The organism is Burkholderia pyrrocinia (assembly GCF_022809715.1).
Taxonomy (GTDB): domain Bacteria; phylum Pseudomonadota; class Gammaproteobacteria; order Burkholderiales; family Burkholderiaceae; genus Burkholderia; species Burkholderia pyrrocinia_C.
This window is the reverse complement of the sequence record NZ_CP094461.1, coordinates 120,508-146,344: the sequence shown is the minus strand read 5'-3', so window position 1 is coordinate 146,344 and position 25,837 is coordinate 120,508. Positions and strand designations below refer to the sequence as shown.

20 protein-coding genes are annotated in these 25,837 nt (G+C 67.2%); 6 read left to right on the top strand and 14 right to left on the bottom strand.

Annotation, left to right across the window (positions count from 1 at the left end; translation table 11 throughout):
• Positions 1-110 precede the first annotated feature (110 nt).
• The gene (locus tag MRS60_RS31045; protein WP_034182499.1) at positions 111-965 is read left to right on the top strand and encodes a FadR/GntR family transcriptional regulator; all 855 of its coding nucleotides are present in this window, start codon (positions 111-113) and stop codon (positions 963-965) included.
• A 19-nt stretch (positions 966-984) separates the two neighbouring features.
• On the opposite strand, the gene MRS60_RS31040 is transcribed toward MRS60_RS31045, so the two are convergent.
• The 3 genes from MRS60_RS31040 to MRS60_RS31030 are packed head-to-tail and all read right to left on the bottom strand — an operon-like array spanning position 985 to position 5,293.
• On the bottom strand, positions 985-2,424 hold the full coding sequence (locus MRS60_RS31040) for an aldehyde dehydrogenase family protein (RefSeq protein WP_243567239.1): 1,440 nt from the start codon (positions 2,422-2,424) through the stop codon (positions 985-987).
• A gap of 30 nt (positions 2,425-2,454) precedes the next feature.
• The gene (locus MRS60_RS31035; RefSeq protein WP_243567238.1) at positions 2,455-3,852 is read right to left on the bottom strand and encodes an aspartate aminotransferase family protein; all 1,398 of its coding nucleotides are present in this window, start codon (positions 3,850-3,852) and stop codon (positions 2,455-2,457) included.
• 49 nt (positions 3,853-3,901) lie between these two features.
• Positions 3,902-5,293: an APC family permease gene (locus MRS60_RS31030; RefSeq protein WP_243567236.1), complete on the bottom strand. Its 1,392-nt coding sequence runs from the start codon at positions 5,291-5,293 to the stop codon at positions 3,902-3,904.
• A gap of 252 nt (positions 5,294-5,545) precedes the next feature.
• Here MRS60_RS31030 and MRS60_RS31025 point away from each other — a divergent pair, with 252 nt between their 5' ends.
• Complete coding sequence (locus MRS60_RS31025; protein WP_243567234.1) at positions 5,546-6,640, top strand: AraC family transcriptional regulator; 1,095 nt, start codon at positions 5,546-5,548, stop codon at positions 6,638-6,640.
• Between the two features lie 327 nt (positions 6,641-6,967).
• Positions 6,968-9,403, top strand: a complete 2,436-nt coding sequence (locus tag MRS60_RS31020) for a PEP-utilizing enzyme (protein ID WP_243567232.1) — start codon at positions 6,968-6,970, stop codon at positions 9,401-9,403.
• A gap of 206 nt (positions 9,404-9,609) precedes the next feature.
• Here the strand turns inward: MRS60_RS31020 and MRS60_RS31015 are convergent, their stop codons facing one another.
• Entirely contained in the window at positions 9,610-9,984 is a 375-nt protein-coding gene (locus MRS60_RS31015) for a S26 family signal peptidase (RefSeq protein WP_243567230.1), read from the bottom strand.
• A gap of 332 nt (positions 9,985-10,316) precedes the next feature.
• On the opposite strand from MRS60_RS31015, the gene MRS60_RS31010 reads away from it, so the two are divergent.
• The gene (locus tag MRS60_RS31010) at positions 10,317-11,297 is read left to right on the top strand and encodes a bifunctional helix-turn-helix transcriptional regulator/GNAT family N-acetyltransferase (protein ID WP_105391988.1); all 981 of its coding nucleotides are present in this window, start codon (positions 10,317-10,319) and stop codon (positions 11,295-11,297) included.
• 130 nt (positions 11,298-11,427) lie between these two features.
• Complete coding sequence (locus MRS60_RS31005; protein ID WP_432207866.1) at positions 11,428-12,129, top strand: pentapeptide repeat-containing protein; 702 nt, start codon at positions 11,428-11,430, stop codon at positions 12,127-12,129.
• Positions 12,130-12,218: 89 nt separating this feature from the next.
• Here the strand turns inward: MRS60_RS31005 and MRS60_RS31000 are convergent, their stop codons facing one another.
• The 6 genes from MRS60_RS31000 to MRS60_RS30975 form a co-directional block, all read right to left on the bottom strand.
• A complete protein-coding gene (locus tag MRS60_RS31000) occupies positions 12,219-12,785 on the bottom strand; it encodes a DNA-binding protein (RefSeq protein WP_243567227.1) in 567 nt (188 codons plus the stop codon).
• 78 nt (positions 12,786-12,863) lie between these two features.
• Positions 12,864-14,111 (bottom strand): MFS transporter, encoded by a 1,248-nt coding sequence (locus tag MRS60_RS30995; RefSeq protein WP_243567225.1) that lies wholly within the window; start codon positions 14,109-14,111, stop codon positions 12,864-12,866.
• 336 nt (positions 14,112-14,447) lie between these two features.
• Positions 14,448-14,777 carry an H-NS family nucleoid-associated regulatory protein gene (locus MRS60_RS30990; protein WP_034182616.1) on the bottom strand — a complete coding sequence of 110 codons (330 nt, stop codon included), beginning with the start codon at positions 14,775-14,777 and terminating at the stop codon, positions 14,448-14,450.
• 363 nt (positions 14,778-15,140) lie between these two features.
• Positions 15,141-16,490, bottom strand: a complete 1,350-nt coding sequence (locus MRS60_RS30985) for a reverse transcriptase family protein (protein WP_243567223.1) — start codon at positions 16,488-16,490, stop codon at positions 15,141-15,143.
• A gap of 400 nt (positions 16,491-16,890) precedes the next feature.
• A complete protein-coding gene (locus MRS60_RS30980; protein ID WP_243567222.1) occupies positions 16,891-17,856 on the bottom strand; it encodes a dTDP-4-dehydrorhamnose reductase family protein in 966 nt (321 codons plus the stop codon).
• A gap of 250 nt (positions 17,857-18,106) precedes the next feature.
• Entirely contained in the window at positions 18,107-18,520 is a 414-nt protein-coding gene (locus MRS60_RS30975; RefSeq protein ID WP_034182511.1) for a DoxX family protein, read from the bottom strand.
• A gap of 1,073 nt (positions 18,521-19,593) precedes the next feature.
• On the opposite strand from MRS60_RS30975, the gene fliD reads away from it, so the two are divergent.
• Positions 19,594-21,105: a flagellar filament capping protein FliD gene (gene fliD, locus MRS60_RS30970; RefSeq protein ID WP_243567220.1), complete on the top strand. Its 1,512-nt coding sequence runs from the start codon at positions 19,594-19,596 to the stop codon at positions 21,103-21,105.
• Positions 21,106-21,169: 64 nt separating this feature from the next.
• On the opposite strand, the gene MRS60_RS30965 is transcribed toward fliD, so the two are convergent.
• The 4 genes from MRS60_RS30965 to rbsK all read right to left on the bottom strand — a co-directional run bounded on the left by MRS60_RS30965 (position 21,170) and on the right by rbsK (position 25,731).
• On the bottom strand, positions 21,170-21,817 hold the full coding sequence (locus MRS60_RS30965; protein ID WP_034182617.1) for a hypothetical protein: 648 nt from the start codon (positions 21,815-21,817) through the stop codon (positions 21,170-21,172).
• Between the two features lie 616 nt (positions 21,818-22,433).
• Positions 22,434-23,381 carry a dihydrodipicolinate synthase family protein gene (locus MRS60_RS30960; protein WP_243567218.1) on the bottom strand — a complete coding sequence of 316 codons (948 nt, stop codon included), beginning with the start codon at positions 23,379-23,381 and terminating at the stop codon, positions 22,434-22,436.
• Positions 23,382-23,424: 43 nt separating this feature from the next.
• Positions 23,425-24,744, bottom strand: a complete 1,320-nt coding sequence (locus MRS60_RS30955; RefSeq protein WP_243567217.1) for an MFS transporter — start codon at positions 24,742-24,744, stop codon at positions 23,425-23,427.
• Positions 24,745-24,804: 60 nt separating this feature from the next.
• A complete protein-coding gene (gene rbsK / locus MRS60_RS30950; protein WP_105391982.1) occupies positions 24,805-25,731 on the bottom strand; it encodes a ribokinase in 927 nt (308 codons plus the stop codon).
• Positions 25,732-25,837: the final 106 nt, after the last annotated feature.

The window sequence follows — 25,837 nt, the reverse complement described above, 5'->3', positions numbered from 1 at the left end:
GATGCTAGAGTTGATCAAAATTGGTGTCAATCAGGCAAAATTCCGTACCCTGCGCCGGAACGGATCGTCGACGATGACGCGGCGCGCAGTCAGACAAAGGAGTCGTGAAGATGGTCATGGACCGAGCCAGGGCGGGCCTCGCGGTCGAAATCAAGCAGCCGAAGCGGGCCGACCTGGTCGCCGAGGAGATCAAGCGGCTGATCACCGAGAAGGACCTGAAGCCGGGCGACCGCCTGCCGCGCGAAGCCGAGCTGCAGCAGCTCTATGCAGTGAGCAAGAGCACGATCCGCGAGGCGCTGAAGTCGCTCGAGGTGCAGGGGCTCATCAAGGTCACGACGGGGCCGTCGGGCGGCGGGATGGTCGTCGAGGTGCCGCTCGACCGCACGCTGCAGCTCCTGCAGAACTACCTGTTCTTCAAGGACGTGACGATCGACGATATCTATACGGTGCGAAAGCTGCTCGAACCCGAGCTGGCGGCGGGCGCCGTGCCGCACCTGAGCGAGCGCGACTTCGCGGCGCTGGAGTCGAACATCGCGTGTTGCGATGGCGCGTCGGGCGTGCACGACCGCGGCCACATGCTGCGCCAGCGACAGGAGGACACGACGTTCCACGACATCCTCGCGGCCGCGAACCCGAACCCGTTCCTGCGATTCAGCTGCGAGCTGATCAACGAGATGATCCGGCAGTTGATCGAGTTCCGGAACGATACGCCGCTCGTCGAACACAAGCGCTTCGGCGAAGCGAACGTATCGATCCACAAGGCGATCCTGCAGGCCGCACGCGAGCGCGATGCCGAGCGCGTCCGTGCGCTGATGGTCGAGCACATGACCGAGGCGCCCAAGCATGTGAAGCGGATGAAAGGCAAGCTGCGCGGGCGTCTGATCCTCGACTCCGAGATCCGCAGGCGGGCCGCCGCTCACGGTGCGGGATCCGATGCGGCCGCAACGGATCCCGAAGAGGGCTGAGCGTCGGCAAACGCCGTCTTTATCGCGCGCCGCCTTCCGTGTACCCCGTCGTGCCCTTCGTCTCCAGATACTCGACGAGGCCGAACTCCGCATACTCGCGCCCGTTGCCCGAGCGCTTGTAGCCGCCGAACGGCGCGGCCGGGTTCCACGCCGGATAGTTGATGTGGACGTTGCCGACACGCAGCCGTGCCGCGATCCGGCGCGCGCGTTCGAGATCCTTCGACTGCACGTAGGCCGCGAGCCCGTACACCGAATCGTTCGCGAGCGCGACGGCCTCGTCCTCGGTCCGGTAAGTCATGATCGACAGCACCGGCCCGAAGATTTCCTCGGTCGCGATCGTCATGCCCGGCGTGACGTTCGAGAACACCGTCGGCCGTACGTAGAAGCCGTCGCCGAGCCCGTCCGGCCGCCCCGGGCCGCCGGCGACGAGCGTCGCGCCCTCTTCGATCCCGAGCCGGATGAAGTGCTGGATACGGTCGAACTGCGTGCGGCTGACCACCGGCCCGATGCCCGTTTCCGGCGCACGCGGATCGCCGACGACGGTGCGTTCCGCCTCGCGGCGCGCGGCCTGCTCGGCCAGCGCCAGGTGATCCGCATGCACGAGCATGCGCGTCGGCGCGTTGCACGACTGGCCGCTGTTGCTGAAGCAGCTGCGCACGCCGCGTGTGACCGCATCGTCGATATCGGCGTCGGGCAGGATCAGGTTCGGGCTCTTGCTGCCGAGCTCCTGGTGCACGCGCTTCACGGTATCGGCGGCCGCCTTCGCGACCTCGACGCCCGCGCGCGTCGAACCCGTGAACGACACCATGTCGACGTCCGGGTGCCGCGACAGCGCATCGCCCGCTTCATGCCCGTAGCCGTGCACGAGGTTGAACACGCCGGGCGGCACACCGGCTTCGTGCAGGATTTCGGCAAACAGGATCGCGCTGAACGGCGCGATCTCGCTCGGCTTGAGCACCATCGTGCAGCCGGCCGCGAGCGCCGGCGCGACCTTGCACACGATCTGGTTGATCGGCCAGTTCCACGGCGTGATCAGCGCGCACACGCCGATCGGCTCGTGCGACACCAGCAGCGAATCGGTCTGCGTGCTGAAGCGGAACGACTGCAGCGCGCGGATCGTCTGTTCGAGGTGCGCGGTGCCGACCGCGGCCTGCATCGCGCGCGCGAACGCGATCGGCGCGCCCATCTCCTGGCTGATCGTTTGCGCGACCTCTTCGTAGCGGCGCCGATAGATCTCGAGCATGCGCTGCAGCAGCGCGACGCGCTCGTCCACGGACCAGCGCGAGTACGCGTCGAAGGCCTGCTTCGCCGCACCGACCGCGCGGTCGACGTCGGCCGCGCCGCCGATCCTGAGTTGCGCATACGGCCGCGCGGTGGCCGGGTCGATCACGTCGATCGACCGTGCATCGGCCGGATCGAGCCACTGGCCGCCGATATAGGACTGTTGTGCCGTTCGCATCGAATGCTCCAGAAAGGAAAGTTGGCGCGCTCAGTGCGTCGCCCGTGAGTAGGACTCGACGAGGATGTCGCGGATCTGCGCGACGAACCACACGATCTCGTCGCGCGACATCACGAGCGGCGGCGAGAACTGCACGATCGGCGTGCCTTCGTGATCGACGCCCGCGCGGCACAGCAGCCCCGCGTCGAAGATCGCCGGTGCGAGCAGCGTCGACACGAACGCCTGCGCGCCGATATCGGCCGACCAGCGGCGCGCGGCCTTGTCGGTCACGAGTTCGAGCGAGTAGTGGTAGCCGTCGCCGCGCACGTCGCCGACGCACGGCAGTTCGAGCAAGCCGTCGAGCGTCCGGCGGAACACCGCTTCGTTGTCGCGGACGTTCGCGAGCACACCTTCGCGCTCCATGATCGCGAGGTTCGCGAGCGCGGCCGTGCATGCGACCGGATGGCCGCCGTACGTCGCGCCGTGCAGGAACATCTGCTGCGGCCCGTCGAGCACGGTGTCGACGACCGCGTCGCTCGCGATCACGCCGCCGAGCGGCACGTAGCCCGACGCAATGCCTTTCGCGAACGTGATGATGTCCGGCTTCAGCCCGTAGCGCGCCGACCCGAAATATTCGCCGAGCCGCCCGAACCCGCAGATCACTTCATCCGCGACGAGCAGCACGCCGTGCCGGTCGCAGATGTCGCGCAGCCCGGCCGCGTAGCCGGCCGGCGGCGTCAGGCTGCCGCCCGCGTTCTGCAGCGGCTCGACGACGATCGCGGCGACCGTATCGGGCCCCTCCTGCACGATCAGCGACTCGATCTCGTCGAGCAGGTGGCGCGTGAACTGCGCTTCCGTCTCGCCCGCCGGACGGCCGTAGCGCTTCGTGTTGCCCACATGTCGCACGCCCGACATCAGCGGCTCGAAATGCTTGCGGAAGTTCGTCATCCCGTTCAGTGCCAGCGCGCCGAACGACGTGCCGTGATACGCGACGCGCCGCGCGATGAACTTGCGCCGCTGCGGCTCGCCGCGCGACTGGTGATACTGGCGCACCAGCTTGATCGCCGATTCGTTCGACTCCGAGCCGCTCGACGTGAAGAACACGCGGTTCAGGCCGTCCGGCGCGAGCGCCGCGAGCTTGTGCGCGAGACGGATCGCCGGTTCGTGGCCATAGCCCCAGTTGGTGGCGAACGGCAGCCGCACCATCTGCTCGCGGATCGCGTCGCCGATCTCCGCGCCGTGGCTGTAGCCGACCTGCACGCAGTACAGCCCGGCCAGCGCATCGAAGTAGCGCTTGCCGTTGCGGTCGACGAGCCAGCAGCCTTCGCCGCGGTCGAACACGGTCAGCGCGTTGTCGCGATACGCATCGGCGTGCGTGAAGTGCATCAGCAGGTGACGCTTGCCGAGCGCCTGCAGGTCCGCATCGAGATTGACGTCAACGGCGTTCATGGGTCGTTCCTCCTTCAGGGTTTCAAAACCGGCAGTGCGCGGCCGGTCGTTAATTCATCGACAGCGTCGGCGCCGGGCGCGTGAAGCCACGCGTCAGCCACACGAGCTGGCAGAGCCCGAGCACGAGCCAGCCGATGCCGACGTAGAACGTCTGGCGCGACAGCCCCGACCAGAGCCACACGTTCATCGCGAAGCCGATCGCCGGCATCGCGCCGAACGCGATCCAGCCCGCGGCATGGCGGTGCTCGGGCCGGCACAGATAGCTGCGCATCACGCACAGGTTCACGATCGCGAATGCGACGAGCGCGCCGAAGCTGATCATCGTCGACGCGAGATCGAGCGTGACGAACAGCGCGGACAGCGACACGACGCCGACCGCGAGCGTCGCGCGCACCGGCGTGTGCAGCCGCGCATGCAGGTGGCCGAACACGCGCTCGGGCAGCACCCGGTCGCGGCCCATCGCGAACAGCACGCGCGTCACGCTCGCCTGCCCGGCCATCGCGCTTGCGAAGCAGCCCGCCACGTACACCGCGACGAACAGCGCCGACAGCGTGCCGCCGCCGATGCGCCGCATCAGTTCGAGGCTGGCCGAATCGAGATCCTTGAACGCGTGCCAGTCGGGAAACACCACTTGCCCGATATACGCGATCAGCATGAACAGCAGGCCGCTCGCCAGTGTGCAGAGCAGGATCGCGCGCGGGACCGTGCGGCGCGGCTCGCGCGTTTCCTCGGACAGCGTGGTGACCGCATCGAAGCCGAGGAACGACAGGCACAGGATCGCGGACCCGGCGAAGATCGCACGCGCATCGCCCGACGACGGCAACGCGACGGCCATCGACAGTCCTTCGCCGCTCGCAACCCGCGCCGATGCGACGACGAAGATCGCGATGAACACGAGCTGGCTCGCGATCAGGATCAGGTTCACGCGATTGACGAGCCGGATGCCGACGATGTTCAGCCCGGTGACCAGCGCGATGCTCGCGACGATCCACACGCTGGCCGGCACGGCCGGGAATAGCTGCTTCATGTAGATGCCGATCGCGAGGTAGCTGATCATCGGGATGAACAGGTAGTCCATCAGCAGCGCCCAGCCGACCATGAAACCGGCCGACGTGCCGAAGTTGCGGCTCGCGAACGTATAGGCCGACCCGGCGCTCGGCATCAGCCGCGCCATGTGGCCGTAGCTGCGTGCGGTGAACAGCATCGCGACCAGCGTGACCGCATACGCGGCCGTCAGATGCCCGTTCGTCTCGCTCGTGACGATCCCGTAGGTCGTGAACACCGTCATCGGCAGCATGTACGCGAGGCCGAAGATCACCAGCGTGAACAGTCCGAGCGGATGCGCGTTGCGTCGTCCGGTTGCGTCGCATCGATGCGCGTGCGGCTCCGAGTCGTTCGCCGAAGCGACCGATGCGGATCGACCTGGCCTGTCGTTGTTCATGCTGTCCTCACGTGGATTTCGTTCATGACGTCAACACCCGTTTCGTCGGCAACGCGTGCATTGCACGATTCGGAAACGAGTGTGGTGCGCCAAAAAATCGACGACGAATGAGAAAAGCGGACGTAATCGAGGGATATTTTCGGACACATCGCCGCGCGTCGCGCCGGCCAGTCATGAATGGTGCTGTGCCGCACTGGCATTTTGCGGACATTCCGGCTATGTTCTACGCGATCCCGTCGCCGCATCCGCACCATGGACAGCCGCTCCCATCGAAACCAGAGCAGGGCCGAGCGCAGCCTGCGTTCGTCGCTCGGCCTCGCGCGTCCGGCCGGACGCCAGGAAGACATTCCCGCCACCGTCCATGCGATCGCAGTCGCGCTGGACGAGTGCCGCGTGCGGCGCATCGACGGCGCCGCGCTGCTCGAAGGCACCGGGCTCGGCGCGGACGAAGTCGCGTCGCCGAACCTGCACGTGAATCGCGGCCAGGAGCAGCGCTGTTTCCGCAACCTGCTGCGCTGCAGCGGCGTGCCGTCGATCGGGCTGTCGATCGGCGCGCGGCTGCACGTGTCGACACTCGGCCTCGCCGGCTACGCGATGCTGATCAGCGGCTCCGTGATGCAGGCGTTCCGCTGCATGAGCCAGTTTCCGCTGTTCATGGGGCTGTATTTCGATGTGCGTATCGATGCGCACGCGGACGGCATGAGCGTGACGATCGGCCGCTACAACGGCGAGCCCGATCTCGAGGTGTTCCAGGTCGACATGTGCCTGTCCAGCCTGCGCCTGATCGTGTCCGATCTCGTCGGCAAGCCGGTCTGGCCCGAGCAGTTGCAGCTCGCGCGCCGCACGCCGCGCAACGCGGCCGACTATGCGCGCCACTTCGGCTGCAAGGTCGCGTTCAATGCGGGCGACAACCGTCTCGTGTTCACGTCCGTGAACGGCACGGAAACGCCGCGCCTCGCGAACGAAGTCAGCTTCAACGCGCTGCACTACCAGTGCGAAGCGCTCGAACGTCAGTGGGCCGCGTCGGTCGGCACGCGCTTCGCCGATCGCGCGAAGGAGCTGATGGCGCGCGACCTGTCGCGCTTCAAGTCGATGACGTCGCTCGCGGATGCGCTGCACCTGACCGAACGCACGCTGCGCAGGCGGCTCGACAAGGACGGCATCACGTTTCAGTCGCTGCTCGACGAAGTGCGTCACGACGAAGCGGTGCGAATGCTCGACGACCACACGCTGACGGTCGCGGCGATCGCGGAACGTCTCGGCTACAGCGAGCCGCGCAGCTTCCGTCATGCGTACCGGCGCTGGACCGGCAAGACGCCGCGCGCCGCGTCGGACGTCGACGCGTAAGCAGCACCGGTTACGGCTTCATTGCCGGCATCGGGATTCTTTGCGCACGTAAATCCATGACCCGCGCCTGAATGGAATCGTGCTCGACATGCCGGTCAATCGACAACCGGGTAACGCGTATCGATCGCGCATCGAAAAATCCGAACCCCGGAATGAAAATCGCAAAGAATCGACTCGCGTAGAATGCCCGCAATAATCAATCCGAACGCGGCCACGCCCCGATTCCGCTCGCATCGACGCAATGCGAAAGAGGCCCTTGGCATCCGCTGACGCCGCCGCGTAATCGGGCGAGCGCAACCGCGACGATCGTCGACCGACGAAGCCACCATGAGCAAACCGATCCTGTACCTCCTCGCCGGCAACGGCAGCGCGGCCGACTGGTGGGACGATGCGCTGCCCCACTTCCGCCGCTACCAACCCGTGCCGCTGGAACTGCCGGGCTTCGGCGACAATCCCGCGCCGCCGTGCGAAGACCTCGCCGCCTACGCGCAAGCGCTGCTGGACGCGACCGAACCGGGCCACGCGATCATGGCGGTCGGCGTGAATGCACTGCTGGTGCTGCACGCGTTGCAGCGGCGCTCCGGCCACTTCAGCCGCAGCGTGCTGCTCGCGCCCGTCGGTGCATTCCTGTGGGAACGGCGCCTGCCGAAACTGATGGCGCCGAAGCCGCTGCGCAAAGCGATCCACTGGCTGCTCTCGCACTACCCGACGCTGTTCGCACGCAAGTTCTCGAACCAGACCTGGACACCCGCGCAGTACCGCCGCATGGGCGCCGGTTATGCGCGCTGCCGCGCGTTCCTGCCGCATTGGGATCTCGTGCGCGCCGATACCGCGCTGCCGCTGCTCGAATGGATCACCGATCGCATCGAACTCGTGTGGGGCGACCAGGACAACGTGCTCGGCGTGCGCCAGGCCGCCGCGTGGTCGGCGATCCTCGCGCGCGCCGACCTCACCGTCACGCTGCAGGCCGGCTGGGGACACTATCCGTGGATCGATGCACCGGCAACCTTCGCGCAGTGGCTCGAAGCAGGCGACGCGGGTTTCGTCGCGCACACGAAAGGCGGACGCCTGGCGCTGGCCGCGATGGCCGGGCTGCCGGTGCCGCCCGCGCTATCGCTCACCCGCGCCGACGACCCGCGCCTGCCCGGCTTTCTCGCGAGCCAGCCCGATGCCGAGTGGGCGATCCGCTCGTCGAGTCACGGCGAAGACCAGGCCGATGCGGCCAACGCCGGCCTGCACACGACGTTCCTGCGCGTGCCGGCGTCGCAGGCGGCCGCACGCGTGGCCGAGCTGCTCGACGGCGGACTCGAGGAAGCGGTCGTGCAGCGCTTCGTCACGCCCGTGCTGTCCGGCATCGCGTTCGTGCGTCATCTCGCGGTCGAAGTCGAATGGGTGCAGGGCCACCTCGAAACGCTCGCCGACGGGCAGGCGAGCCCGCAGCGCGCGATCCTGTCGCGGCTCGGCGAGCCTTGGCAGAGCGGCACGTTCCCGACCGCGCACGGGTTGACCGCGACGCAACTGTGGACCTTCCTGCAACGCGTGCTGCGCGCGTTCCATTACGTGCCGGGCGACGTCGAATGGGCGTGGGACGGCACGCAACTGTGGCTGCTGCAGTACCGCCCGATCAGCAGCTACGGCTGGCACCGGCACCTGACCTCGGCCAACATCGCCGAGATCCTGCCGCCGCAGCCGAGCCGGCTGGTCGAGTATGCGCAACGCCGCGCGGCCGGCAGCATCCCGGCCGTCATGGCGCGCTGGGACGCACGCGTGCTGCAGGACAACGAACCGTTCACCGCGCTCTATGGCGGCGCGTCGTACATCAACAACGACCTGTTCCTGGCGCGCCTCGCCGACTGGGGCGTATCGGCCGGCAACTACAGCGGCGAGATCGGCGGCGCGACGCCGCCGCTGCGCTGGCGACCGCTGCGCCTGCTGCGATCGCTGCCGGTGTTCTGGCGCATGCTGCGCGTCGCGCGCACGCACCTGCCGACGCTCGAGCACGGCTTGCGGCGCTTCGACCGGGAACTCGCGACGCTCGTCGAGCAGCGCGCCGACGGCCGGCAACTGGCCGACTGGTTCACGCGCTTCTACGTGTTCGTCGTGCAGGGCAACCTGTGCATCGCGGCATCGCTCGCCAGCAGCGGCGGCGCACTGTGGGGGCGCCCGCCGACCGTGTACGGCCAGCTCGACGACAGCCCGCACCGCTTGCCGTGGGAAACCGATCCGGGCACCGCGCGGCCGGCGGCCACCGACCTGCCGTTGCAGGCGTTTCCCGACTGGCCGCTGCCGGTTCGCGTGCTCCATACGCTCGGCGCGCCGGGCATGCGCGGCTGGTATCTGCAGGTGCGCGAGTGGTATCGCGACAACCTGATGCGCGTGTTCTTCCGCCTGCATCATGCGATGCCAGCCGCCGATCGCGACGCGTGGTTCGCGCCTCATCCCGAGCGCCGCGAACGCAACGGCAGCTTCTGGCAGGACGGCAGCGAAGGCACCGACGAGGCGACCGGCTTCATGATCTATCCCGGCCACACGCAGGGCGTGCTCGGCCACGACATCCTGCTGGAAGACACGCTCGACCCGGGCCGGCACGCGCAGTACCAGGCCGCGCGCGCCGTGATCGCGCGCATGGGCGGCCGGCTGTCGCACGGCGCGACGCTGCTGCGCGAGCTGCGCAAGCCGTCGGCCGTGCTGCCGCGCGTCGACGCGGCGTGGGTCGGGCGCGAAGTGCGGCTCAGCGACGGCCGGCTGACGCTGGTCGAATAAGCGCGGTATGCCGCCCGCCGGCGTGTCGAAGGGGCCGGCGCCGGATGCGCTGGAACAGGCGAGCGGGGATGGACGCTCTGTCGCGGAACGGGCTGCGCGATCCGTTCGCGCAGTACGGCATCCAGCAGGACGTGCGCGCGGGAATGGAAGTCAGCGATCCGAAGACGACGTGACGCGTCGCGGTTGGCGACAGCCGGAATCGGCGCTCAGCGCTGCGGCGTGCGGACTTTCCCGTCGACCTTCAATATGCGCCTGTCGTGCGCGGCCTCGTATTCGACCGTCTGCGCAGGAGTGACGGCGCCGTACGACCGGCCGTTCACATAGACGATGCCGTCCCGCAGTTCGACCCGATCGCCGTCGACCGTCGCGGTGGCCCGTTCGCCCTGCAGCACCGCGCCCGAGCAGCCGGCGGTCGAAAAGCTGCGAACCGACGTGCCCGGCATCGCGGCGTTCCCGCCCTGGTCCGCCGCATGCGCCGCGCTGCAGGGCGGCGCATCCATGCTGCCGGCAGCGTGGAGCGGTCCGGCGCCGATGCCGGATCCGGCAAGCAACGCAATCGTCATCGGCAACAGCTTGTTCATGGTGATCTCCGTGGTCCGTGGACCTGGATCGACAACGATGCATCCCGTCCGGTTGATGGCCCGCGGTTGCGCAACCGGATCGACGATCGGTCGCCCCCTGCCCGCAGGTCGACCAAATGCATCGAGTATGCATCCACGTCACGACACTCCGCCATCTGCGCCGATACCATTCACGGCCCCAAACGGCCAGCTTGCTCGGGCCCCTTGATCGATTTCAACGCCGCTCCCCCGACGGCGACCGAAGGGGCCACCGCTTCACCGAAAATCCACCTTGATCAAGTTGCGATCCGCAACTATTATCGATTGCGACACGCAACCTTTTCAGGCAGACCATGGATCTCATCGACGCTCCCGCCAAGCCTCGCGAAGCGACCATCCTCGAGCTTCGCGACTTCTCCCGCAAACTGGTTCGCGAGCTCGGCTTCATGCGCGCGACGCTGGCCGACAGCGACTGGGCGCCTTCGGCCGTTCACGCGATCCTCGAGATCGGGATGGCGCCCGGCATCAACGCCCGGGATCTCGGCAACATCCTGCGCCTGGACAAATCGAACACGAGCCGGCAACTCGCGCGGCTCGAAGCCGCCGGTATCGTGGAGCGGCGCGTGTCGAGCGAGGACGCGCGCGCGACCGAGCTGACCCTCACCGCCGAAGGAAAAAAGCTCCGGAAAAGAATCGACCAGTTCGCGACGGACCAGGTGTCGAATGCGCTGCGCCGCATGGTTCCGGCCGACCAGCAGACGCTGCTGCGCTCGCTCGCGCTGTACGCCGATGCGCTCGCGCAAGACAACGCCGCCAAGTCGCCCGCCGCGGCACCCGACACGCCGCAGATCCGCGAAGGCTACCAGCCGGGCTGCATCGGCGACATCGCGAGCCTGCACGCGCGCTTCTATTCGGAGCACTGGGGATTCGGCGCCTTTTTCGAAAAGCGCGTGGCGACCGAACTTGCCGAGTTCGCGGGCGCGCTGCCGGCCGACGGCAAGGCGCTCTGGCTCTGCCAGGAGGACGGGCGGACACTCGCGTCGCTCGCGATCGACGGCAACCCGGCGACCGGCGTCGCGCATCTGCGATGGTTCATCGTGAACGACGCGTTGCGCGGATCGGGCATCGGGCGCCAGTTGCTGACGCAAGCCATGCGCTTCGTCGACGAGCAGCGGTTTCGCGAAACCTGCCTGTGGACGTTCAAGGGCCTCGATTCGGCGCGCCATCTGTACGAGTCGTTCGGCTTTACGCTGACCGGCGAGTCCGCGGGCACGCAATGGGGAACCGAGGTGGTCGAGCAGCGTTTCAGCCGGCCGGGGCCGGCCGGTTGCTGAACTTCAACCGGGATCGACAGCCTGTCGATCGACGGCGTCGCCCGGCGCACCAACATTTCGCGGTGCGCGATACCGAACGTGCGATACCGCGAAATCCGGATACTGTTTGCCCCGAACACTTCACATGACCATGGATCACCTGACAAACCGCGGAGTCTCCATCACCGGCCGCACGCTGGATCGCGCCGAATTGCTGCATCTCGTCGAAGGCTCGCCGGCCCCCCTCCATCTGGAGGACTGCGACCTCGAAGGCGCGGACCTGTCGCGCCTGGATTTGCGAGGCGCGCGATTCGAGCGATGCGCGCTCGCGGAAGCGTCGTTCGTCGGTGCCACGCTGGCGCAGACATCGTGGATCCGGTGCCGGGCCCGCCAGGCCAGCTTTGCATCGTCGGATCTCGAGGACGCCGTGTTCCAGTCATGCGATCTCAACAATACGAGCTGGCGACGCAGCAAGCTCAGCTCGGCCCGCTTCAAGGAATGCCGGCTGACCGGGGCCGATTTCGAGGAATGCAAGTCGCTCGGCCTCGAATTCGAGAACACGTTGCTGGTCGGCGCAAACCTGCGGCGCTTTTCATTCCGGAAGACCCGCCTCGTGGCACTCGACTTCTCGGACGCCGATCTCGCCGGTGCGGACTTTCGCGACGCCGTTTTCGAAGGCGGCAGCCTGCGCAACGCGCATCTGAACGATGTGAAGTTTGATGGTGCCGACCTGCGCGACGTGGATCTCAGCGGTACGCCCAAACTGCTCGCGTCCGGCGTCCTTCGCGGCGCGACCGTCTCCTATGACCAGGCGGCGATGCTGATCGAGAATCTCGGGATTCGGGTCGCGTAGAGGCCACGCAGGGTCACGCAGACACGTTCGCGCCCGGTTCGTCGCCGCGCGGCGGGCAGGTCGCAAGCCGTCGAAGCCGAACGCGTGAACTATCTCAGCGCCTGCGCCACCTGCGCCTGCTCCGGCGCAAACGCGTCTTCCACGAAGCGGATCACGTCGTCGAGCGACGACGTGCATGCGGCGCCGGCAGCCAGCTCCCGAAACGCGCCATCCGGCCCGAAGCAGACGAGCGGCTTGCCCCAGCGCCGCGCGAGCGAAATCTCCTCGGCCGTGCCGTGGCCACCCGGCAGCGCGACGATCAGGTCGCTGCTCAGCACGTTCACGTAGTTGCGGTTGATCGTCCGCGGATCGGCGCCCGGCTCGCGGCGCGGCAGCGGCGTGAGGATCGGGATGTCGACGAACGGATGCGGATAACCGTCGAGCGGCACGAAGCCCGCGAGCGGATCGGCCTGCGTCGGCAGGATGCCGATCGATCGCCCGGCCCGCCCCGGCACGCCGGCGAACGCGCGCGCGACCGCCAGCATCACGCCCTGCCCGCCGCCCGTCAGCAGGTTGAAGCCGGCCTGCGCGAGCCACGCGCCGAGCGGTTCCGAAAACGCGAGCCACGGGTCCTTGCCCGAGCCCATCACGCCGATCGTTTTATTCTTTGGTCGCATCGTGGTTTCCGGTGATGTCGTTGCGATGGGTGCGATCGCATCGGGTTCCGACCGCAAGCGGGCCCACACCCGCCGCGCTCATTCGAGCTCGACGCCCTTGAGCTCGGGGACCAGGAACAGCGTCGCGACCATGTCGAGCACATAGAGGCCGGCGAGCAACGCGATGGCCGTCTGGAACGAGTAGTGCGCGGCCAGTGCGCCGACCGCGACCGGCCCGAAGCCGCCGACCGCGCGGCCGATATTCCACAGCACGTTCTGCGCGGTCGCGCGCGCGGCCGTCGGATAGCCTTCGGACATCAGCGCCCCGTAGCCGCCGACCATCCCGTTGACGAACATCCCCATCAGCGCGCCGGCCCACAGCATCGCCGTCGGGTCCGACAGCCGCGCATACGCGATGACCGTCGCGACCGAGCCGAGCTGGTACAGCAGGAACGTCGGCTTGCGCCCGATCCGGTCGGCCAGTTGCCCGAACACCCAGACGCCGATCATCATCCCGACGACGGTTGCCGCCGTCCACAGCCCCGACTTCGTCAGCGAGAAGCCCATCTGCTTCGACAGGAAGGTCGGCAGCCAGATCATGATCCCGTAGTAGCCGAAGTTCTGGACCGAACACAGGATCACGATGCCGAGGCTCGTGCGCGCGGTGCGGCCGTCGGCGACGAGCATGCGGAACGCGTTGGCCTTCGGCTGCGCCGCGCGCTGCACGAACGCTTCCGGCTCGTGCAGCTTGTTGCGCATGACCCACGCGAGCAGCGCGGGCAGCACGCCGACCACGAACATGCCGCGCCAGCCGATGTGGAGCAGCAGGAACGGCGTCAGCAGCGCGGCCAGCAGCACGCCGGCCTGCCAGCCGAGCGCGACGTAGCACGACACGCGTGCACGCTTGCTCGCCGGCCATGCTTCGGCCGCGAGCGCCATGCCGATCCCGAACTCGCCGCCCAGCCCGATGCCCGCGATGGTGCGGTAGACGAGCAGATCCGAGAAGCCGCGCGCGAACGCGCACAGGCCGGTAAAGACCGCGAACAGCAGGATCGTCCAGGTCAGCACGCGCACGCGCCCGTAGCGGTCGCTCAGCGCGCCGAACACGATGCCGCCCGCGACCGCGCCGATCAGCGTCCACGTGACCAGCGCGCCGCCCTGCCCGGGCGTCAGTTGCAGCGCCGCCGTGATCGCGGGCAGCATGAAGCCGAGGATCAGCAGGTCGAAGCCGTCCATCGCATAGCCGATCGCCGATCCGGCCAGCGCCTTCCACGCGTAGGGGCCGACCTGCTCCGCGCGCGGGGCCGACGAGCCGTCGAGCGCCGGGGATTTGATGTTTGCTGCCATGGTGTCCTGCCACGAAAGTCCGGCGACATTCTAAGGCCTGTGCCCGCGCATGACGGGCCGGCGAACGTGCCGATGCGCGGCGATGCGGGCGCGCGTCGCCCTCCGCTCCCGTCCGTCATGCCCGCATGGTCGGCGACGAGTCAGGATGCGCCGCGCGCCCGCTTTCCGGGACGGAGAGCGGGAATCGGCGGGCAATGAACGGGAAAACGGCGATCCGGTGTCGGCGGCAAGGCCGGCGATGTCGCGATCAGGCCGGACACCGAACGAAAGACATTGTGCTGGCCGGGTGGTGCCGGCCGGCCCGCGCGCGCGAACCGGACGGCGCCGCGGCGGGCTTCAGCCCTGATCGTCCCCGGGCCACCAGGTCTTGGCCTCGCGATCGACGACGAGCGTGTCGAGATCCTTGCCTTCGAGCCATTTCGGCCGCGGGCCGCGGCCCGACCACGAGCGGCCGGTCGTCGGATCGTAGTACTTGGCAGGCGCCTTGCGTTTTCGCTGGACGATGTAGCCGAGCGCGCTCAGCACTTCCTGCTGCGTGATTCCCAGAAGCTCGACCTGTTCCTTGAAGGCCGCGAGCGCGGCCTGCTTCTCCTTCTGCTTTGCGTCCGACAGCTTGATGTTCAGGTCCCGAAGTTGTGCTTCGAGTTCCTGCAGAGCCTGGGTCATGTATTCATCCTCTTTGGGCATGTTTTTGCAAAAAACTCCGATGGCCGAACCTACCACGAAGTTCCGCCGATCGGTGCTGTCACATATGCGAATCGTTTGGCCGAGCCGGCATGGTTTGCGCGATGCGCACGAAACGACGTCGCGCGTCAAAAACAGATCGGGTCGGGCCGGCAGCGCGCGGCACGCCGCGTACGAATGCACGGCGAACGGCTGCGGCAGGTCATGCGCCGCACCTGACACCGGCGCGGCATGGCGCGAATGATAGCAGTGCGCGTCGTCGTGTTGCACGAGTTGCGGGCCGGAGCCTGAACGACGTGCCCGACGTGCCGTTTGCCGGCCGAAGCCGATGCCTGCCAGGACGCCTTACCGGCCGACGCCGTGAGCATCCCACGCGATCCGGTCGAACAGCGCGCGCAGCTTCGCGCCGCGCGCCGCGTTCAGCGCGGCCGCATGCGCGACGCGTCCGGCGAGATGCGCGCGGAAATCCGGGTGTGCGTCGCGATTCTGCGACGCCGGTCCGCGCCGGATGCAGTTGGTCAGGATGGCCTTCAGGAGATCGAACTCATCGCGCGCCAGATTCGGATGACGATTGACGACCACGCCGGCCAGCTGCTGTCGCGTGCCGCGCCGCATTACGCGGGTCTTGCGCAGTTGCAGCGCGAAGCCCTCCTCGAGCGCGATCGCGGCAACCCTGACCTGCAGCCGCTCGACTTCGCGCGCGAGCGCGCCGCCGCCCGAAAACGCGAGATCGTCGGCATAGCGCGTATAGGTCGCATCGAGCGAACGCGCGAGCGCGGCGAGCCGCATGTCGAACCGGAATGCGCCCAGGTTCGCCAGCGCCGGCGACGTCGGCGCGCCCTGCGGCAGGTGCCGGTTGCGGTAGCGTTGCCGGGCGATCCAGTCGAGCCGCTCGCGCAGGTCCGGCGCGAGCAGCTGCGCCGACGGCACACGGTTGGTGCACAGCCCGGTGAGCGTGCGCGCGACTTCGGCCGGATACCCGAGCGCGACGAACAGCGCATGGACCCGCGCGGCGCGCACCGACACGAAGAAATCCGCGAGATCGAAGCGGACGACGACGTCGCGATCCGCATGCGGCGCCGCAAACGACACGATCCCGCGCCCCTTGCGAAAGCCGTGTACCGCGCCGTGCGGCGCAATGCGATCGAGCAGCCCGTGCAGGATGCGGCGCTGCGCTTCGCGCAGCCGTCCCTTCGGGATCTCGACCACGCGGCACCCGCCGCTGCGCTTGTCGATCGCAGCGTACGTGTAGTGATGCAGCGGCGTCGTGCCGCCGCGTGCGTCGACGCGCCAGTGGTCGGACAGCCAGTCGAGTTCCGGCACGCTCACGCCGAGCCAGGCGGCAAGATCGCCGGGCGTCGCCCAATGCGGCACGTCGCAGCCGGCAAGCGGTGCCGGCAACGGCTGCTGGACCGGCGGCCGACGCACGACGCGGATCACTGCCGGCCGGTCGTCGCCGTACCACGCGCGCACGAACCCGGGCGCATCGGCCAGGTCCGCCGCAAGCGCATCGATGTCGGCGTCGGCCCAGTTCGAGCCGAAGCGCGCGAGCGCGGCATCCGCGGTTTCGTGCGCCCACGGCGGCGCATCGCCGAGTACGACCGCCATCCGCGCAACGATGCCGCCGCGTTCGGGCGAACCGGCCAGCATCGCTTCGGCAATCACGCGGACGGTTTCGCGCAGGAATGAGTGCATAGCCAGAGATGGGCGGGACGATGAGTCAACGTGACCGGTACTGCGAGGGGCTGCGTTGCGCGACGCGCAACGGATCCCCTTGCGACGCATCGGGGTGTCGATCTCATCCACGGGGTAGCCCCGTAGTCCTGGAACATCGGCTGCCTGTTCCGGGCGTGTGCTTGACCCACCGCCCCGCGTCGGGACTTTAAAGGCCGGGACGACGGGATGTCAAACCCGGCGGGCAGGCCCGCGCCGCAGCCGCGCGAGCGACTTCGACGAAATCTTCGAGCCATTTCAGTTGCATGGCTTGGCGCCTAGGTGCGCGGGGAGATGCCGCGCGGTGTTTGCGATTCGCACTTGCGGCGAATCGGCAGGCCAGCGTCGGGCGTGCGCCCCAGGCCGCGGATGGCGCCCGATCCTACGGCACCTGCGGCGCATCGCGCAGCACCGTGCGCAACGCGATATCGAACGGCGTCGCGTAATCGATCCCGAGTTCGCGCACGCGCGACGCGTCCAGATGGCAGTCGTACGGGCGCGGCGTCGCATCGGTCGGCTGCTCGATCGGCGCGAGCGATGCGTCGATGCCGAGCGCGGCCGCGATCCGCTGCGCGATGTCGTACTTCGTCATCGGCTCCTCGCCCGACCAATGACGGATACCCGTGATGGACGCGCCCGCGAGATGACGCAGCGTCAGGTCGCGGATGACTTGCGCGACGTCCGGCGTGTAGGTCGGATAGCGGATCGCCCATGCATCCATGCCGACCGCGTCGGCACCCGGGCGCGCGGAAGCGACGATCGCGGGGACGAGGCTCGTGACGGCCGATTCGCTCCAGTCGGCGACCGGGCCGTAAAGCAACGGCAGGCGCAGCACGCACGACAGCGGCGATGCGGCGAGGAGCGCAGCTTCGCCTTCCAGCTTCGTGCGGCCGTAGATGTTCAGCGGGTTCGGCGTGGCGTCTTCACGGTACGGGGCCGCCTTGCCGTCGAATACGTAGTCGGTGGAGATGCCCAGCGTCCATGCGCCATATCGCGCGGCGAGCGCGCCGATGCGGGCCGGCGCGGTGACGTTGATGGCGCGCGCGGCGGCCGGGTCGCGTTCGCAGACGTCGGGGCGGCGTTCGGCTGCGCAGAGGATGACGGCGGCCGGTTTGCGGGTTTCGAAGAGGTGTTCGAGGGCCGGCTGGTCGAGCGCGTCGAGTCGGGCGATGTTTTCCGGGGGCAGCGCGAGAAGTTTTGCGCCTGTGCTTTGCGGGTTCCGGATGGTCGCGAGCAGCGTCAGCGACGATTCGCGGGCCAGCGACGCTGCAACCGCGCGGCCGAGCAGGCCGGAGGCGCCGATGACGACGATGGTCGGGAGTTCGGTCGACGAAGTTGGGCTTGGCATGGGCGGCGATTCCGGTGACGTGGGGAGGCGCGAGGTCGCGTTCGGCGTTCGCGCTGCGGTCGTCCGGAGGATAGCGGAAAAGGCGCGCAACCGATCAACGACAAACGACCCTCGAACCGTACTATGCGGAATCGCCACCCGACGCACGCAACTCCGGAGCCATCGGCGATTCGCCCGCCACCCGAAAGACAAAGCCCGGCACACTTCCGCGCGCCGGGCCTGCCACACTGCACTGAAACTTCGCGCCGATTTACTTCCGGTCGAGCGAATACCGTCCCGGCCCGGTCAGCGCGAGCAACAGCAACCCGCCGATGATGCTGACGTTCTTGTAGAAGTTGATCATCGCCATGTACTGGTCCATGCCCTGCAGCGCCCAGTAGCGATGGCCGATCAGCGCGGTCGCGAGCGTATAGGCGGCGAACACCAGCGCGAGCGGACGCGTATAGAAGCCGATCGCGATCAGCAGGCCGCCGGCCAGTTCGACCGCCACCGCGATCACGGCCGCCAGTTCCGGCGCCGGGTTCCCCGTCGACGCCATGTACGCGACCGTGCCCGAGAAGCCGTTCAGCTTCTGCCAGCCGAACAGCACGAACAGGATCATCAACAGCACGCGAGCCGCCAGCAGCAGCTCGTCCTTCTTCGACTCCAGCGAAACGTAACGCATAGCAATCACCCTTGAATTGACGGTTTGATGCATCCGGCGCCGATGCGCGCCGAATCGGCACGCCAGGTCGGCAACGGACCACTCCTCGCACGATCGGACAGCGGACCGGACGGCCCGCCGCCGAAGAATCCGTCCGATTGCGCCGTTCCTGGCACGCTCCGGATCGGTTCTGGCGAAGCACGGGTGCAGTCTACTGTCTCATCAGGAATCATCAATCCTCCATAAAGCGATTCGCTGTCTCACTTAAGTAGACAATCGAACGCAACAAGGCCGTTACACAGCGGATGACGGGCAGCGCAAACGATTTTCGGCCCCGTGCAAATCGCTCCGTTCTCGTGTTTCCAGATCAGGAGAACTGTTCCTCTTCTTCCTGGCCACCTTATTCAATTGATATTGTTGGCGCCAATTGACACATGCCGGTCACAACAACTCGTGTCAACAGTTATTTTTCGACATGTTCTACGCGCGGTTCATTCGCCATTGATTCGGTGTAGTAATTCGATCGTCTTTACAGTCAGCCAGTGATCTTTTTTTCGATCAAAGACACACGGATCGGGAATGAAAATTGGTAACCGGAAACGTTTCACGTACGCGTGGCCCGATATCCCATGTAGCGTGATATCGCCTACCTGACAAGTTTGCGGCTCGATACCGACCAAGCATGGCGCCTGCTCCACGCAGCCCCTCCGCCTGACGTTTAGCGGCATGGACGAAAAACTCCTCATCAAACATTCACGCTTTCAGAAAGTTTTTAACTCCAACAAAAATCCCCCAATAAATACAATTTAAATCATGCGCTTGCGATAAAAAATCGCAATTCACCATCTCACATCCATCCACCCACCACCCACAATTTCCTCAACAAACATTACAAAAAATTACGAATTAATGCCGGTTTAAATATACGATGACCCACCGATTCGTTCTTACGTTTCCCCGACGCCTCCCGTGAACCCCGGAATGCGTCGCGCGGGAGGCAGCATGCAGGCGAATCGCGACGAGGCCGCCCGGATCATAGCGAGCGGACTCGACAGCCGTTCGAAGCAGGATCGCCTTTCAACCGGAGCCCACCCATGCCAACGAACACGCCCGTGAATAACAGCGCGAACGCGAACAGCCTGATGCAACAGGCGGCGCAATCGATCATCAACGGCTCGACCGGCAATCCGTCGATGGACGTCGGCACGCTGGTCAAGACGCTGGTGAACGCGAAGACGGCCGGCCGTGCCGCGACGCTTGCCGCGTCGCAAGCGACCGGCAGCACGCGGATTTCCGCATTCGGCGCACTGTCGTCGGCGCTGGGCGCGCTCCAGGCGGGCCTGACATCGCTGACGAACGGCGGGCTGCAGTCGACGTTCAACGCCGTCGCGAGCGGCAAGGGCCTGACCGCGACGGCGGGTGCGGGTGCGGTCGCCGGCACCTACACGATCGGCGTCACGCAGATCGCGACTGCGCAGGCGCTGTCGTCGGCGGGTTTCAACGGGACCAAGGCACTCGGCACCGGCACGCTGACGCTGTCGCTCGGCAGCCAGTCGTTCAAGGTCGAGGTCGGCAGCACGAACAACACGCTGTCGGGCATCGCGGCCGCGATCAACGCGGCGTCGAACAACCCGGGGATCAGCGCGACGGTCATCAACGGCACCGACGGCGCGCACCTCGTGCTCGCATCGTCGAAGACGGGCGCGGCGAACGCGATCAGCGTCGCGGTCGGCAACGTGGCCAACGACAACGGGCTGTCGAGCCTCGGCGTCACGTCGACGGCCGACACGGCCGGCGGCGCGTCGAAGATCGAATCGGCGAACGGCGCGGCCGCGTGGCGGCAAAGCGCGGTCGCACAGGATGCGAAGTTCACGATCAACGGGATCGCGTCGACCAGCGCGAGCAACGCGGTGTCGGGTGTGCTGACGGGCATCACGCTGAACCTGTCGGCGGCCGCGGTCAGCGCGACCGATACGCAGACGCTGACGGTCAGCACCGACACGAAATCGCAAGCGGCGACGATCACGAATTTCGTGAGCCTGTACAACACGGTCGTCAAGACGATGGGCGCGCTGACGAGCTACACGGAAGGCGCGAGCGCACAAGGCGCGCTGATCGGCGATTCGACGTTGAACACGATCCGCAATTCGCTCGCATCGAGCGTCGCGCGCGGCGTCGACAGCGGCGGCACCGGGAAAGGCGGCGGGCAAGCGAACCTGCTGTCGATCGGCATCAAGCTCGAGCGGGACGGCACGCTGAGCGTCGACAGCGCGAAGCTCGGCGACACGCTGTCCGCCAACCCGACGGCGGTCGCGCGCCTGTTCAACCCGACGCACGGGATCGGCACGCGCCTGACCGAGCAGATCACGCAATTTACGAAGAAGAACGGAATGATCGACGTGCGCACGACCGCACTGAATGCCGATCTGAAGCGCATCACGCAGCAGCAGTCCGATCTGTCCGACTACGCCGCGCAATTGACCAGGCAGTACCAGGCGCAGTTCACGGCACTCAACACGCTGATGGCCAGGATGAACTCGAACTCGCAGTACCTGACGCGTTTGTTCGGCGGCGCAAACAGCAGCGGCACGCTGGCGAAAAGATGAACGGCCGGGCCTCGCGGTGACCGCTTCGGCGGTTCCCGCGCCATGGTTCGAGCGGGTCGAGCCGTCAGCCGAGCCCCTCGACGCGGTCGGCGAACAAATCGATTGCACGCGACACCTGACGCCCGAAATAGCCTGGCCGTTCGCGCTCGTATGCGCGCAGCAGCGTCGTGCATTCGCGCTCGGCCCAGCGCCAGACCGGGCCCTGCTTCGCGAATACGGGATGATCGTGCAACTCCGCCGGCACCGCGTGCTCGTCCTCCCAGCCCCAGAAATACGCCTGGTACGCGCGGGCGAACGGCATCCCCAGAGTGTTCGCGACGGTCTCGTCGTGGCGCAGCGTGAAGTCGACGATCTCCTTGCGCACGCGACCGCCGACATCGTCGTGGCGCGCTTCAATCCAGCAGTGATACCGCGCGAGGTGCGACAGATGCCGCGCGGTGCGGCGCCGCTCGCGCGTCGTGCACAGCGCGTACAGGTTGCCGCCGCCGAAATCCATCACTTCGCCGCCCGCGAACGGCCGGTAAGCCTTGCCGGTCAGCAGCGTCAGCACCTGCGCGCCGACGATCGCGTAGTCGGCGCACCGCATGTAGCCGCTGCGCGTCGTCGCTTCCGATACGCTCCGATGAACGACCTCGTCGATCACGGCATGCAGCATGGCATCCACCGGCGCCGCCAGGATCGGTGGCTGGCTAGTCGTCGTCACTGGTTGCATCGGAAACGAATACGGATTCAACGGTTCATCGGTAAAAAACGCTCCGAGGCATAATATTACGAACCATTACAAGAACCGATAGACGGATTGAGCAGATTTGTATGCTTTTGTCGTGCGGTGACGGAGCATGCCGGACAGGTCACCGGACGCCGCCAAAGCAGTACGCAGCGCGGTAGTCGGACGCGCGTCGGCGCCGCGCTCGTGGAGCGCGGGCGGGTCGATTTTGTGATGCGGTGGATGGAGGCCGGACGGCGTGTCTGCGGTGTGCCGCCGTTCGTGACAACGGGCATCGTGCCCGTCCCGGCCGGCTACCGTGGGGGTGTGGCCGCGGCAGGCGGCATTGCCGCCACCGATGTATTCTGGAATCCCGATGGTTTGGTTACGTTGCGCGCCCGACACGGACGCGCGCCGGGTACATACCATCCGGGACGTTGCAGGTACGCCGTCAGCACTGCACGGCGCGACGCATTCGCAATGCATCGCGAGACGCCGACTTTTCTTGCGGCAAGCATGCGGCGCTGTCGAGCGTGTCTCGATGCACGCGTGCAAAAGCGGCCGACTGCGCGGCACGCCATCCCGTCGCGCGCCGCCTGCTCCACACGGCGCGCCGTATTCGCTATTGCGCGGCGATCCGCCGGCGGAAATGCTCGGTACCGGCCACGATCTTGTCGAGTACCGCATCGAGCGCCCAGAATCGTTCGCGCACGTCGTAATCGATCGCGCGGCATTTGATCGACCCGAAGGTGCCGATCCGCTGATGGTAGATCTTCGCCATCGCCGGATAGCCCAGCGCTTCCGACACCGCCGACACGACCAGGAACGTCGACAGTTCGTCGGCCAGCGCCGGGTTCGCGTCTCCTTGCGTGCGCAACCATCGGTAGAGATCCGGATGGAAGTTGGTGAACACGCCGTTGAAGCCCGCGGACCCCGCCTTCATCGCGTCCCACGCAATCGCGGCGTTCGCGTTCAGGATCTTCAGCGGCGATCCCGCGGCGAGCGCGACCCGCCGCTTCACCGTCTCGAGGTCGCAGCTCACGTCCTTGAGCATCACGAACCGGCCCGTGTCGATGCACGCGCGCAGTTCGTCATCCGAAAGAAGCCGCCGGTAAGGCGCCGGACACTCATACAGGCCGAGCGGCAGATCCGACGGCAGTCGCGCGAGCAGCCTGTGCAGATGGTCGAGCAGCGCGGCGCTGCCCTTGCGCTGCGGATCGAGCCGGTTGGTCACGAGCACGACGCCCTGCGCACCCGATTCGGCCGCCGCGCACAACTCGGCGACCTGTGCGTCGAGATCGTCGCTGATGTGCCCCGATGCGACGACGGGCACGCGCCCGGCCACCCGCTCGACCACGAAGCGCGCCAGTTCCGCACGTTCGGCAAGACTCAGGAACTGCATCTCGCTCGATTGCGCGACCGCGAACAACGCATCCGCGCCGTGCGCCAGATACCATTCGATGAGCCGCTCGAGCCCCGCGTAGTCGATCGCGCCGGCATCGTCGAACGGCGTCAGCATCACCGGTACGATCCCCTCGATGGTCACGTTCGCTTGCTGCTGGTGTTGCATCTGTTTCTCCTTCCTTCAGTGAATGCGTGTACAAGCTGCGTGCTCAGGCCGGCAACGGTCCGTGCGCGGCATTCGCCGCCTGCTCGGGAATCGGCTTGCGCACCAGCAGCAGGTAAGCCATCGCACCGGCGAACGCGATCGCTGCGGCGGTCAGCAGCGCGGGCACGAACGACCACTTCTGCGCAATGATGCCCGTCAGGATCGGCGCGAGCGCGCCGCCGATGAAACCGCCGAAATTCTGGATCGCGCCGAGTGACGCGACACGGCTCGGCGGCGCGGCCGCCGTCGCGAGCGCCCACGAAGAGGCCGACGCCGCGTTGGCAAGAAATATCACGACCGAAATGCATGCGAGCGCAACCGCATTGCTCTGCACGAGCGCGGCCGGAATCGTGAACGCGACCATCCCGAGCATCGCGACCACCACCGCATTGCGCCGGCTCACGACCGGCGAACGGCTGCGGCGCGTAACCACGTCCGACAGCCAGCCGGCGACCAGCGAGCCGACGAACCCGCACAGGAACGGCACCGACGCGGCAAACCCGGTGCGGATCAGGCTCATGTGCCGCTCCATCGTCAAGTACCCGGGCAGCCAGGTCAGGTACACCCAGTTCAGGTACACGGAACCGAAAAAGCCGATCAGCATCCCCCAGGTCGTGCCGTGCGAGAACAGGCTGCGCCATTCGGCGAAGGTCAGCTTCGGCGCCGCGACGACGCTTTGCGCATCGGCATCGAGATAACCGCGCTCCTCCGCAGTCAGTTGCGCGCGCACCGGATCGCGGTACAGCGCAAACCAGACGACGGCGACGACGAGACCCGCTGCGCCCGTCGCAATGAACGCCCAGCGCCAGTCGAACGATGCGACGAGGATCGACAGCAGCAACGGCGCGAGCGCGGTGCCGAGCGGCGACGCGGCGTTGAAGATCCCGGTCGGCGTGCCGCGCGCACGCAGCGGGAACCAGTTGCTCACCACCCGCGCGGCCGACGGGAACTGCGGCGCCTCGCCGATGCCGAGCACGATGCGCGCGACGATGAACCAGCCGAAGGTGGACACGATGCCGCCGGCCGCCTGTGCGATCGACCAGACGATCAGCCCGATGCCGAGCAGCCGGCGCGGACCGATGCGGTCGACGAGCCCGCCGACCGGAAACTGGCACAGCGCATAGCTCCACGAGAACGCCGACAGCAGCAGCCCCATCTGCGAGAGCGACAAGCCGAGATCGCCCCGGATCGCCGAGCTCGCGACAGCCAGCGTGCCTCGATCGAGATAATTGACGATCCCGCTCGCCATCAACAGCGCGAGCGCGATGCGTTGCCCGCGCCGGATACGCGGCGGCGCGTGCGGAACAGTCTGGTTTTCGCTCATTACGTTTGTCTCCATGTCTCGGGTATCGGCCGGTTCCGGCCATTCCGTCGCTTGCGGAATTCAGGTATCCATACGTGTCACTTCTTCGCGCGTCGGGATCGAGGTCTGCGCGCCGTAACGCGTGACGCTGATCGCGGCCGCACGCTGACCGAAGCCGATCGCGTCGTCCATCGAAGCGCCGTCTGCGCGGGCGGCCGCGAACCCGCCGACGAACGTGTCGCCGGCCGCGGTCGTATCGACGGCCGTCACCGACATCGCACGATGGCGGCCGTTCCCTGCGCTGCCGCGCCAGCACACGCCGCGCGCGCCGAGCGTGACCAGCACGTTGCCGACGCCCTTCGCGCACAGCGCATCGGCGGCGCGCACGGCCGACGCATCGTCGCCGACGGCGATGCCGGTCAGCGACTCGGCTTCGGTTTCGTTGACGACGAGGTAGTCGACTCGCGCCAGCAACGCGTCGAACAGCGGCTGCGCAGGCGCGGGATTGAGCAGCACCGGCGTGTGGTGCGCGCTTGCACAGGCAATCGCGTGCGCCACCGTCGCGATCGGCACTTCGAGCTGGCATACGAGCAGCGCCGCCCCGGCGATCGTTTCGCGCGCCGCGTCGATCCGGCCGGCATCGAGGCACGCATTCGCGCCGGGCACGACGACGATGCTGTTCGCGCCGCCGTCGTCAACCGTGATCGCGGCAACGCCGGTCGACGTGCCGCCGATACGATGCAGGTGCGTCACGTCGATCCGTTCAGCCGCGAGCGCGCCGTGCAGGCGCGCACCGAACGCGTCGTCGCCGACGCAGCCGATCATCGCAACCGACGCACCCAGGCGCGCGGCCGCAACCGCCTGGTTCGCCCCCTTGCCGCCGTGAATGGTCTGGAATTCAGTGCCGAGCAGCGTCTCGCCCGGCACCGGCAGGCGCGGCGCACGCGTGACGAGGTCGATGTTCACGCTGCCGACGACAGCGATATGCGGTGAACGGGCGCTGTTCATTTCTCGATGTAACCGCTTACATTTGAGGTGGACAAAACGGCCGGGAAGGCCGTCGTCGATGAAAATTCCGCAATGCGGATGAAGTATGGGTCTGACATAATACGGA